The organism is Parasaccharibacter sp. TMW 2.1891 (genome assembly GCF_023337675.1).
In the GTDB taxonomy this organism is placed as follows: domain Bacteria; phylum Pseudomonadota; class Alphaproteobacteria; order Acetobacterales; family Acetobacteraceae; genus Bombella; species Bombella apis.
Map to the genome: position 1 here is coordinate 826,706 of NZ_QORT01000001.1, position 12,020 is coordinate 838,725.

Below are 12,020 nucleotides of genomic sequence, written 5' to 3' on the forward strand. Positions count from 1 at the left end.
GCTGGGACAACCCAAATTATCAGTCGAGATGGTCTGGAATCGCTTTGACGATAGCATGCATTTTTTTGATATATGTTATATTGCATTTAAAGAGAACAAGAGTGATGCAATGACCGAAAGTAATTCAGTGGAGTGTGTACCGAAGAGTATCGTGCGCTACATTAAAGAGAATCCGCATATGGCTGTTTCCGTTGCTCTGTTCTGCGGCGGTGGGTTGGCTCTTCAGCGCGACGTTACATCACTTGCAGGCTCCTTGTTCGGTGCCGGTGGAGCGCTCCTTGGGGCTTGGATCACTGAATTGAACAAGCGTCGTTCTGAGGCAGAAGAGAAAGAAAAAAAAGAAGCTGGTGCCGTTGCAGCACTTGCGCCAGAACTACAACATACCATTGAACGAGTTCAGTATATTCTGGATAGATCAACAGTTAATTTTAGTTGTGAATCCGCTGTTGAGAGCGTGAAAAATAACGACCAGCAGGCGGATTTCCGACCTTATTTCCCGACGCTCTATCCGAGCGCGTCCCAAGTGCGTGATCTGCCTGATAAGAAAGTTATTGTCCTTATCCGTTACTATGATTCGTTGAATGAGATATCCCATTGTGTTGACGACTGGTGGGAGCGGGAAGGACAGCTTGCCGTTAACATTTTCAATATGCTCATGCATGCCGCAGAAAAAAGTCTTCGGTTGGGTTTGATATGCGTCCGTGAGTTCGACCTTGAGGCACGTTTTCCACCACCACACGAATCTTATGGTACATTGACGTCACGTATCGAACGTTCGCTTTCCCATGCGTCCCAAGCTCGTAAGCGTCACTTGGATCGTGCTGAAGCACTTGATCTGAGATCTGGAAAATCCAAGGAGCCAATGCCCTTTCGAAAATACTAGATATGTGGCCGACAATTACTCTCTTGGTCTCTCCGCATAACGACGATATTTAAAGCTCTTTCTGGTTTACCCAGATCGGTGCAAACTGTTCCGCCTGACGTAGAATATGTTTGACTGCTTCAGCTTCCATATCCGGCGGGTATCCATAGTGACGCAGCAGGCGTTTGACGGAAGTGCGCATTTTGGCGCGGGCCTGCGCCATCACCGTCCAGTCCACTGTGGCATTTTCCCGAATGGTCTTCACCAGTGCTGTGGCGATAACCCGTAGGCTGAGGTCGCCCATGGCTTCCTTGGCGTTCTGGTTCTGGGCCAGTGCGTCATAGAAAGCGATTTCTTCCTGTGTCAGACCCAGTTCCTCGCCACGGTCGCGGGCGGAGGCCATGTCACGGGCCATGCGGATTAGTTCATCCAGAATTTGAGCGGACGTCAGGGCGTTGGCATGGTAGCGAGCAACGGCCTGTTCCAGCCTTTGTGAAAAGGCTTCGGCTTCCGTGATGTTGGAGCGGGTTCGGCTGCGTATCTGGCCTTCCAGCAGTTTTTTGAGCGCTTCAATGGCCAGGTTGCGCTGAGGCATCTCGCGCACTTCTTGCAGGAAGGCGTCCGAGAGGATGGAAATATCAGGCTTTCCAATACCAGCGGCTTCCATGATGTCGATAATATCAGTGGAAATGACGGCCTTGCTGACCAGTTGCTTGATGGCCAGTTCGCGCTCCTGCGCACTGCGCCCATCGGTGCCGGTGCTCACACTCTTGACCAGAGCCGCCCTGACGGCCTCGAAAAACCCGATTTCATCGCGTAATCTGGCGGCTTCATCACTGGCAGACGCCAGCGCAAAGGCGACTGAGAGCGCCTTGACGGCATCCGGGTAGCGTTTCTGGGCGGCCTTACGCTCGTCATCATTTTTGGCAGATGCCATGGCGCGTTGCTGTTGGCCCAGAATATGGTCAAGCGCTCCTGCCATGATGGAAAGCTTAGCCTTGGGTGTTGCTCCGTCCTGCAAGGCAGGGCGGTAGTCAAAACCACCAGCCTGACCGGGGTTGAACATGGCCCGTACGACTTCGTAGCGTTCCTGCAAGGCGCGGATGGCCTCGCCTTCATCGATGCCGACCTGTTTGCGGTCTCCGGCGGAGTATTCACCCAAAGCCGCCTTCAGGTTCTGGGCAAGACCGATATAGTCCACCACCAGACCGCCGGGTTTACCCTTGAACACACGGTTGACGCGGGCAATGGCCTGCATCAGCCCGTGCCCACGCATAGGCTTATCCACATACATGGTGTGCATGGAAGGCACGTCAAAACCCGTCAGCCACATGTCGCGCACAATAACCAGCCGGAGCGGGTCGTTATTATCCTTCATGCGTTTTGCCAGCAGTTCACGTCGTGCCTTGGACTTCTTGCCGATATGGGGCTGGAACCCGGCAGGGTCGGATGAACTGCCGGTCATCACCACCTTGATGGCTCCTTCATTGTCATCGTCACTATGCCAGGTGGGGCGTAGGCGGATGATCTCGTTATAGAGCGCCACACAGATAGCTCGGCTCATACCTACGATCATGCCTTTGCCTTCAAGGGCAGTCAGGCGGTTTTCAAAATGGGTCACAAGGTCTTCGGCTATCCGGCGTAGGCGGGGTTCTGAGCCGACCAGTGCTTCCACGCGAGAGTATTTCTGGCTGAGCTTGTGTTCCTCGTTCTCTGAAAGCCCTTCGACAATATCGGCCAGTTCGTCGTCCAGCTCTTCCTTGAGGTCTTCATCCAGTTCGATACGCACAAGGCGGCTTTCGTAATAGATGGGCACGGTTGCGCCATCCTCGACAGCCTGCGCAATGTCATAAATGTTGATGTACTCGCCAAAAATACCGCGTGTGTTCACATCGGCATTTTCAATGGGTGTGCCGGTAAAGCCGATAAAGGACGCATTGGGCAGGGCATCGCGCAGGTATTTGGCAAACCCATAAGTCATTTTGCCGGTCTTGGGGGTGAATTTGGCCTCCAGCCCATACTGGCTGCGGTGTGCCTCATCCGCCATGACAACCACATTCCGACGGTCGGTCAGCACGGGCAGGCTGGTTTCCCCGTCTTCGGGCTGGAACTTCTGCAAGGTGGTAAAGATGACACCACCCGAGGTGCGCCGGAGGAGTTTCTGCAAGTCCTCCCGGCTGTCCGCCTGCTCCGGTGTCTGGCGCAACAAAGCCTGTGCGCCGGAGAAGGTGGCAAAGAGCTGGTCATCCAGATCATTGCGGTCTGTCAGCACAATGATGGTGGGGTTTTCCATCTCGGGGTGGCGGGCAATCACACCAGCATAGAACGTCATGAGCAGGCTCTTGCCGGACCCTTGCGTGTGCCACACCACACCCACCTTGCGGTCTCCATCCGGTGCAGCGGCCCGCACAGTCTGCCCTACGGCTTTCCGGCAGGCATGAAACTGGTGATAGCCCGCCAGAATTTTTATGGGGCTGCCGTTCTTCTCGCCAAACAACACAAAGTCACGGATCAGGCCCAGAAACCAGTGCGGGGTGAACACGCCCCGCAGCACGGTTTCCATCTCCTCATGGTTTTTGGCGATCAGGTCTTCGCCGTTGATCGTGCGCCATGGCATGAAGCGGTCACGGTCGGCTGTGAGCGAGCCAACGCGGGCCTGTGTGCCATCCGAAATCATCAGCGCTTCATTGAAGCGGAATAGCGACGGAATAAGGCTGCGATAGGTCTGGAACTGGTTCCAGGCTGAATCCAGCGTCGCGTTCTCGGAACTGGGACTTTTGAGTTCAATCACCCCAAGCGGCATACCGTTAATGAACAGAACAAGGTCTGGCCTGCGGTTGGCCTCGTCCTTTTCAATGACGAACTGGCGCACGACCAGAAAGTCATTGTTCTCCGGGTTCTCAAAATCCAGCAGACAGACCCTAGCGCCAGACTGTGTGCCATCCTCGCGCACCACATCCACCGGCACGCCATTGACCAGATAGTCATGCAGGCGGCGGTTTTCGTCCACATGGTCGGGTGTGTCTTCGCGGATCAGGGCCAGCAGGGCTTCATCGCGTGAGGCTTGGGGAAGGTACGGATTTAGCTTGTCTATTGCTGCCCGCAGGGGTTTTTCCAGAATGACGTCCGATAACGAGGCACGTTCGGGCTTTTTGCCCCCGGGGGCAATATCTGGCCCCCAGACAATGGTGTAGCCACATTCGCGCAGAATATCGCAGGCCCAATCTTCGATCTCGTTTTCGGACAGAAAGCTCATGCCGCGTCTTCCACCATTTTTTCGGCATCCCGGATGCTGATTTCGCCGGACATGAGTTTGGGGAGGAGGAGGTCTCGAAGTTGGGCGAGGGAATTTATTTCTTTGAAATTGGATATAACTTTTTCTTTCATAGTATCTAGAGAATTTTCTAAAAAAGCGCCCAATTTTTGAGATGGGATGCACACTTCGAAAGAGGGAATAGCTTCTTTATTTAAATGCAGAACGGTAGTTCCAGAAGTGTAAGAGTAAGCGTGATTTTGAAACTCTTCACTTAAAAGAATCTGATATATAAATGACATTCCAGTCAATTCTGTTTTTTTTCTAATAATTCCAACATCGAGTGATGCAACTAATGTTTTATATTTTTGGTCATGCACAACAATTGCAGGTTTCCCGATTACATCTGCTGCTTGGGTGACATCAGTAAGAGCAACTATTAAATCTCCAGGAGAGACAATTTGATCGTCATGATATTTCCCCGTGAATGCTTTGAGTCCATCATGTCGATAGCCGCCTCCTCGCATAAAAGATTTTAACGTGACTAAAGCCGTCTCTGATTCCTGTAGTTCGCTGCTTTTGTAAGAGCGCCCCTTTGTAACAGATATAAGGTCATTTAATAATACTCTATGCCACCCCTCGGGCTTACCCTCATCATCCAGCCTGTCGGGAAAGAGTTCCCACACTTCTGGGGCGAGGTAAGGGGCTTCTCCGGCCATTTTTGCCCGTGTCGGGCCAAAATCGACAAACCAGTCCCGAAACAACGCCCGCGCCATGGCTTCCAGCGTTTCGTTCGTCCGGCGGTTGAGTTCGATTTTTCTATCAAAAGACTGAGCGTATTGAGCAATATATTCTTGTTTTTTCCGTGATAAATTGGGGAAAGGTAAGTTTTTTAAAAAATCGGTGTCTAATTTCCCAGCCCCAATTCCTGTCACGCCCAAATTTTGGTTTAGCGTATTGCGTAAACTTTCCATCCAGAAATGTAGAAAAACCGGATCAGTATCATCTTTTGGGCAAATGGCTTTTACATCCTGATTAAAAGCAACTGCTTTTTCTACATAACAAATCGGAATGTAATTAAATAAACCACTGCCTCTTACTAGAATTAAACTAGAGCCTTTGGGAGCCATTTTAGACCCGGCAATTAATCCTTCATAAGTTATTTTAGGAGAACCGTTGCCAATAAACCGGTCTGTCATATTGGATGCAGAATACCATGAAATATCACCTCCCCAGAAAGCCGGATTAGCTTTATTGGGCGTCCCTCCTGACATAAAATCTGCTGCATCTGAAAGTATTTTCATGGTTGCACCAGCTTAAGAACTTCTAGAATTTTCTCTTGATAAGTTTGGCCTTCGGCTACCTGTTTTATGAATTGATTTCTTAATGTTGCGAAGCGTTCGGTAAATGGCACGCTGTCTTCTTCGGCTTCCTCTGTCCCCACGTAGCGGCCCGGTGTCAGAACAAAGCTGTGCTGTTCCACTTCATTCAGCGTGGCGGATTTGCAGAAGCCCGGACTATCCTCATAGGTGCCCGCGTCCTTTTCTCCACGCCATGCGTGGTAGGTGTCAGCAATGCGGGCCACGTCCTCGTCCGTCAGTTCCCGGCGGGTGCGGTCAACAAGTTTGCCCAGCTTGCGGGCGTCAATAAACAGGATTTCTCCGCGCCGGTCTCGCCAGCCCTTTTGCTTCTTGGTGCGGGTGAGAAACCATAGGCAGGCCGGAATCTGAGTGGAATAGAAAAGCTGACCGGGCAGGGCCACCATGCAGTCCACCACATCGCCCTCCACCATCCGGCGGCGGATTTCGCCTTCGCTGTTCTGGTTGGAGGACATGGAGCCATTGGCCAGTACCACGCCTGCCGTGCCATCGGGGGCAAGATGCCACAGAATATGCTGGAGCCACGCATAGTTGGCATTGCCCGCAGGCGGCTTGCCGTACTGCCAGCGCGGGTCTTTCTCTAGGGACGCATTCCACCAGTCCGACACGTTGAACGGCGGGTTGGCCAGAATATAGTCAAAGCGCAGGTCTTTCAGCTCGTCGCGAAGAAAGCTGCCCTCATTGTTCCAGCGAATGTCCGCGCCAATACCCCGCACGGCAAGGTTCATACGGGCCAGACGCCAAGTGGTGTGGTTGCTCTCCTGCCCGTAAATGGCAATATCACCCAGCTTACCGCCATGGGTTTCCACAAAGCGTTCGGACTGCACGAACATGCCACCAGACCCACAGCAGGGGTCGTATACCCGGCCTTTGTAAGGTTCGAGCATGGAAACCAGCGTGCGCACCACGCTGGACGGCGTGTAGAACTCGCCCCCGCGCTTACCTTCGGCTCCGGCAAACCCGCCAAGGAAGTATTCATAGACCCGGCCCAGCACGTCCCGCGCCTTGTCGTCCGTATCTCCCATGCCGATGTCAGAGATGAGGTCGATCAACTCACCCAACATCACGCTATCAAGGGCAGGCCGTCCGTAATCCTTGGGCAGCACACCCTTAAGCTGCTCCGGGTTGGCTTTTTCAATAGCCAGCATGGCGTCATCAATCATCTTGCCGATGCCGGGAGAACGGGCATTGTCCCTGAGATGAGACCAGCGGGCGGTCTCGGGCACCCAGAAGATGTTTTTAGCCAGATATTCGTCAGGATCTTCCGCCGCCGCCGGGTCATCCAGTATCAGCGCGGCATGGCGGGCTTCAAAGGCAGTGGAGATGTAGCGCAGGAAGATCAGGCCAAGGGCCACATGCTTGTAATCTGAGGGTTCAAGGTTCTTGCGCAGCTTGTCAGCCGCCAGAAACATCTGCTGTTCAAAGCCCAGTGTCGCACTCGCTGCCTTGGTTTTGCTTGCTTTGGGGGTTTTCTTGGGAGCTGGGGCAGCATCAGGGTTCTTGCGAGGGCGACCGCGGGGCATGAAAAAAAGCCTTGTTTCTCAGAAAATTCAGATGCCCCAGTTTAACGGAAACTGGCGATCTGGTCGAGAGGCAATGGCGGGATGGAGGGCTGTCTGACATTGTGTGCCAGTGGCGAAGCAGGATTTTATGGTGATGGTTCCATGGCCGGTTTGGGTGGAGCGATGCCCATGGTGTTTCTCAAGCCTTCTGGAACAGACAGTTTTGAGCGCAGGCGAGCGATTTCCTGTCTCGCCCTTTCTTTTTCAGCTTGGTGGGCCTTGTCCCATTGTCTGATACGGTCTGTTCTCGCCTGCACCAGTCTGTCAAAACGATGCTGGAGCCATGGTTCGAGTTTTTCCGGATCAGCCATGGCGGAAAATTCGGCATCATACTGTTTCCTGAATTCTTCAAGGACAGGTCTATCCTGTTCTGTCAGGATAGACCGGACAGGTTCTGGCGGTGTTGAGCGCAACCCGACAATATGCAGCAACGCCTGTACAACAAACCGCAGGACTTCCAGAAATTTGAGCAAAAGCTGCTGGCAGACTTTTTCCAGTTTCCCAGTTCGTCCGGTCATGCGTTGCCAGCGGCTTTCTTCCGCCTGTTCCCATTCTTTTTTGGCACGACGATAACGAGTAAAGCTACTCCGCAGTTGCTTCTGGTAGGGGGTGAGGGCTTTTCGCCATTTTGCGAGCATTTCTTCCCTCTTTAATGGTGCCCAGCCCTTTTCTGGCGCTCTCTGGTCAAGGATAGCCTGCTGCTCCTGAATGGCCTGCCTGATCCGGTGGCGGATACGGGCTTCTTCCGCGCTGAGGATCAGCGGATACAGTGGTTTCGGCGGGGTGTGTAGCATGACGGCTGGCCTGTCTACATCCTCCATCTGCCTGCGCCTAAGTGCGTCAATCGCTTTATTCCTGCGTGGTAGGCGGATACGTTTTGGACTCCTGTTGGGGGCAGGTGAGGCGTCGGGGACGGAGAATATTCCAGTTTGGTCATTCTCTGATGTTATGCGGACGGGAACACGGGTGCTTCTGATATCCAGTTTCGACTTTTCGTGTTCTGCTGATTGTTCTTTTGCCAGAAGCTTTCGGAATTCCGCCATGCGCACTTTTGTCAGCCGGGTAAAGCTACCAATGAGTGTTCCATCGTTCTTTTCAATGATATGAGCGCCGGGGCGTGTTTCTTTTCGATCACCTTCCCGCAAAGTCAGGTCATGTTCCGCCAGCGCCGCCCGGAATGATTTTAACCCGTCAGAGCGGTTCCAGAGAGAGGCAACAAGCTGTTTGAGTTTTGGCAGGTCAAGTTCTTGTCTTTCCGCTATGCGGTGGGCCTGCGATGTGTAGGCAGCGCGAGGTTTGGGGCTGTCAAGAACAGGGATCAGTGCTGCGACCTGTTCCGCTGCCTGATGATGACCTTCTGTACGCAGTGCTTTGGCAATAGCTTTGTCATGCCTTCCGGGCACGAGAGCATGACCAAGCCGGATTTCTTCCAGCCGGGCAACTTTCTCCAGACGCATCCATGTGAACCGGCTTTCCAGAACATGGTTGCCCTGCCATTCGGGCAGGATCAGGTGCCCGTGTGTGCTGCCGTCTTTCTGGTGGATAATAAGAGTAAGGTGTTCCGGGTCGGCGTGGAGTTCATCACACAGGCGACGGGCGAAGTCCGAAAGCTGGTCATCGCTCATGGTCTTGTCAGGATTGAAAGCGATATGGCGCAGACCGTATCTCAGCCCCTCCCGTCTGCCTTCGCGCATATGGTCACGCATGAGCCAGTCCGACCCCGCCAGAACCCGGATGGCTTCATTCTTTGCACCATGCAGCACATGGCGGGACAAAGCACCTGCGCCACTTTTTGTTCTGATCCGGCTTTCTTTGATGATCATGGGGCATGACCACAAACAGTCAGTGCAGGGGCAGTGCTGGCCTGTCGCACCTGCGACGGGCAGACTTGTCAGGGTGGTTTCTCCGTGAGTGGCGGAGAAGGTAGTCAAGATGCTGGATCAGTTTCTCAATCTCGTTCAGGACACCCTCGCAATGCACGGCATCGCCGCAGTTGGCAGAATGGGCAAGCTGGTTGAGGTTATTCCCGGCACGGGAAAGCTGATGACGTATCCCACGTAGTTCATCGGGAACGTGTGGCCCTTTATGCCCGGCCAGTTCTGCACTGGTCAGGAGGGAGCGTATCCATTGTGCGGTGGTGGCATGGCCATGAGCGCTGGCGATATGGTTCCAGCGCACCAGTTCATCGGGTGATGCACGGACGGAAAGGCGGGAAGTTCGGGAAATCGGCATAACAGAGTTCTCCTTAAAGAGGGGGTTAACGGGGGAGATCTCTCCCCCTTACCAGCTTGCTCCATGCACCCTTTGGGTAGCCATGGAGCACTGCTGGCTCCCTGTAAGGGTAACCTATTCAGATGCCTGATTTCCGAACTTTTTTTGATGCAAACAAGATGGCGAGAATAAGCCTTTCAAAAAGGTATGATGCACTCTGCTGGGTAGTGAAGGGCTTCAATAACCTGCTGAAGATTGGCAACGTCAATCCCGCTGGTATAGTTCATGGTTCCTTGCGATTTGTGGGACGCTTCATGCCCGAGCACGGTGTCAATCCAGAGTTCGCGGATATGGGCTTCCTGATTTCTAAGTTTTGTCGAGACGGTATGGCGGAAGGAATGGAATGTCACTGCTTCTGGCAGACCAAGCTGCTTTTTGTGCTTTGAGAAGGATCGGGCAAAGTTATCGCCCCGTTCACCAGAAGTAGAAACGGTCAGGTCCGGGAACAGATATTTTGCACCATTGTCCTCAAGTAGATTCAGCCCCTCCATTCTGAGCAGACTGGAATGAATGGGAATGATACGGGTGCCCGCTGACGTTTTGGGTGACCAGCCATCTTCGGGGTGAGGGCGGACATGGAAGCAGGATACTCCGTCGATCACCTCAATATCCTGTCTGCGTAAATTGCAGATTTCGCCTAACCGCATACCTGTGAACATGCCGATGCTGATAATGCCAGTCCATGTCCTGTGAGAGACAGCGGTTCCCGACCACTGAGTGCGGGCGAGCAAAGCCAGTTCACCGTCAGTCCATCCCCGGCGGACAATCTTTTTGGTGACATTGAAGTCCCAACCGGCCCATGGATTCTTGTCGGCAAAGTCGCGTTTGACCAGATGACCCCATAGTGCAGACAGTCGGGAAAAATGATTTTTAACCGTTTTACCCCCTACCGTTTCCAGACCTCGTTCCTGAGCCTGTGCAATGACAACACGTAACGGGAGAACAGTCTTGCCCTTACCATGTGTTGCGGGCAGGGAAGAGAGTAGGTCAAAGAACTCTCCCGCCACGTTGCCGGTAATCTGTCGCACGGGCATGTGGGTGGCTTTTATGGTGTCGGCACTCTTTGTTTTGTCGGAATAGATGAAGCGTTCAGCCATGGTTGAAAGAAGAGGCGATGAAATTTTAGGGGCGGGTTTGCGCTCTTCCGGTGCAGGTGAGGCCATTGTCTGTGGCACCGGCTGGACAATATGGGCAGGCTGGCGGCTCTGGATGTCAACGATCATGCCGGACAGGCGGTCGGCTTCCGCCTTGAGCATTTTCTTTTCCTGTTTGCTCAGGGCAACGCCGGTGGTGAGCTGCTGACGCAGACTGTCAAAGCGCTGACCGATCTCGCGTATCTTTCTTGAGCTTTCATCGAGGAAGGCGTTTTCGTTCTGAATTCTTTCGAGCAGGGCCATGTTATGGGTGGCGTCGCGAATTTTGCGGTCAAGGGCATGGCACTCTTCAGCCAGGGCGAGCGTCTCTTCCTGATCCCGGATCATCTGGGCCTGAACGGCCAGCAGGTCTTTCATCAGATCGGTGTCAGGCTTCTCGTCCATCATCCTTGCCCTTTCAAACAGTGTGCCCGTGGCTGCATAGAGGGCAGTCGCCCGTTCTCGGGCAATGAGCTTACTCTGAGTTTGCAGGGAAAGGGAGATTTCGGTTCTGCCGAGGCAGGCTTGCACGGCCTGAGGAACCGCGCGACGGAAGTGGTAGTGTGATCCTATGAGTCGGAGCATCTGCGTTTCCCAGTCTGGGAAGACAAACGGGAAAATCCCGCAGACCCGTCAAATTCTCATTTTACTGTTATATTTCAACAGGTTAGTGGTGCGAACTGCGGGACTCGAACCCGCTCGCTTTGGTCGCAAACAATCAGACAACCCATTGAAACAGAACGATAATTTCAGACGAAATCATCCTTCACATGGTGACTGCGGGTTCACTGTGCGGGCAAACCCGTGGTGCAGTCAAGAGAGGGATTTGTCTGGCTTTTGGTAACGATACCATGTATATACTTGGTATAAACTCCAACTAGGGAAAATCATCATGCAGGGCGTTGTCAGGAAATGGGGGAACAGTGCAGCCATTCGTCTTCCTGCTGGTGTGCTTGAAGCTGTCAGTCTGAAGATTGATCAGGCCGTCGATGTCCGGGAAGAAGATGGACGCATCATCATAGAACCAGTCAGAGCAGTTCCTCTTAAACTGGAAGAATTAGTTTCCGGTATTACAAACGAGAACCGCCATGATGAAATGGACTTCGGTCCATCTGTTGGTGGTGAAAGCTGGTGAGTGGCAAAGCAATGACTGTCTGGGTTCCTGATTGCGGGGACATTGTCTGGCTTGAGTTTGATCCGCAGGCGGGCAGGGAGCAGGCTGGGCACCGACCTGCTGTTGTGCTGAGTCCTGTCAGCTATAACGCTAAAGCTGGAATGATGCTGTGCTGTCCGACAACGACCAAGATCAAAGGTTATCCTTTTGAAGTGGCTTTGACTGGAAAAACTGCCAGTGTAGCCTTGTCAGATCAGGTGAGAAGTTTGGATTGGCGCGTTAGAAAGGCAAAGCTCAAAGGTAAAGTTTTACCAGAAGAACTTGAGGCCATCCGACAACGTATCAGATTGCTGGTTGGGTAATAAAAACAAGTTTTTCAATAATTTTTCAAAAACAAAAGAAAACAGGGAGCCAGCCGTGCAAACCAGCTGACACGTTGTGTCGCG

9 protein-coding genes are annotated in these 12,020 nt (G+C 53.0%); 3 read left to right on the forward strand and 6 right to left on the reverse strand.

What is annotated here, in order from left to right; genetic code table 11:
• The first annotated feature begins 28 nt into the window (after positions 1–28).
• Complete coding sequence (locus DTJ15_RS03610) at positions 29–883, forward strand: hypothetical protein (protein WP_249109436.1); 855 nt, start codon at positions 29–31, stop codon at positions 881–883.
• A gap of 49 nt (positions 884–932) precedes the next feature.
• On the opposite strand, the gene DTJ15_RS03615 is transcribed toward DTJ15_RS03610, so the two are convergent.
• The 6 genes from DTJ15_RS03615 to DTJ15_RS03640 all read right to left on the reverse strand — a co-directional run bounded on the left by DTJ15_RS03615 (position 933) and on the right by DTJ15_RS03640 (position 11,045).
• Complete coding sequence (locus DTJ15_RS03615; protein WP_249109438.1) at positions 933–4,118, reverse strand: type I restriction endonuclease subunit R; 3,186 nt, start codon at positions 4,116–4,118, stop codon at positions 933–935.
• Positions 4,115–5,419, reverse strand: a complete 1,305-nt coding sequence (locus DTJ15_RS03620; RefSeq protein ID WP_249109441.1) for a restriction endonuclease subunit S — start codon at positions 5,417–5,419, stop codon at positions 4,115–4,117. The genes DTJ15_RS03615 and DTJ15_RS03620 overlap by 4 nt, the downstream gene beginning before the upstream one ends.
• Entirely contained in the window at positions 5,416–7,017 is a 1,602-nt protein-coding gene (locus DTJ15_RS03625) for a class I SAM-dependent DNA methyltransferase (RefSeq protein WP_249109442.1), read from the reverse strand. Before DTJ15_RS03625 ends, DTJ15_RS03620 begins: the two co-directional genes overlap by 4 nt.
• A 125-nt stretch (positions 7,018–7,142) precedes the next feature.
• On the reverse strand, positions 7,143–8,762 hold the full coding sequence (locus DTJ15_RS03630; RefSeq protein ID WP_249109444.1) for a hypothetical protein: 1,620 nt from the start codon (positions 8,760–8,762) through the stop codon (positions 7,143–7,145).
• Between the two features lie 136 nt (positions 8,763–8,898).
• A complete protein-coding gene (locus DTJ15_RS03635) occupies positions 8,899–9,288 on the reverse strand; it encodes a MobC family plasmid mobilization relaxosome protein (RefSeq protein ID WP_249109445.1) in 390 nt (129 codons plus the stop codon).
• A gap of 176 nt (positions 9,289–9,464) precedes the next feature.
• Entirely contained in the window at positions 9,465–11,045 is a 1,581-nt protein-coding gene (locus tag DTJ15_RS03640) for a DUF6538 domain-containing protein (protein WP_349292848.1), read from the reverse strand.
• A gap of 307 nt (positions 11,046–11,352) precedes the next feature.
• Here DTJ15_RS03640 and DTJ15_RS03645 point away from each other — a divergent pair, with 307 nt between their 5' ends.
• Both DTJ15_RS03645 and mazF read left to right on the forward strand, forming a co-directional pair.
• On the forward strand, positions 11,353–11,595 hold the full coding sequence (locus tag DTJ15_RS03645; protein ID WP_025826418.1) for an AbrB/MazE/SpoVT family DNA-binding domain-containing protein: 243 nt from the start codon (positions 11,353–11,355) through the stop codon (positions 11,593–11,595).
• An 11-nt stretch (positions 11,596–11,606) separates the two neighbouring features.
• On the forward strand, positions 11,607–11,936 hold the full coding sequence (gene mazF / locus DTJ15_RS03650) for an endoribonuclease MazF (protein WP_212354098.1): 330 nt from the start codon (positions 11,607–11,609) through the stop codon (positions 11,934–11,936).
• The last annotated feature ends 84 nt before the right edge of the window (positions 11,937–12,020 follow it).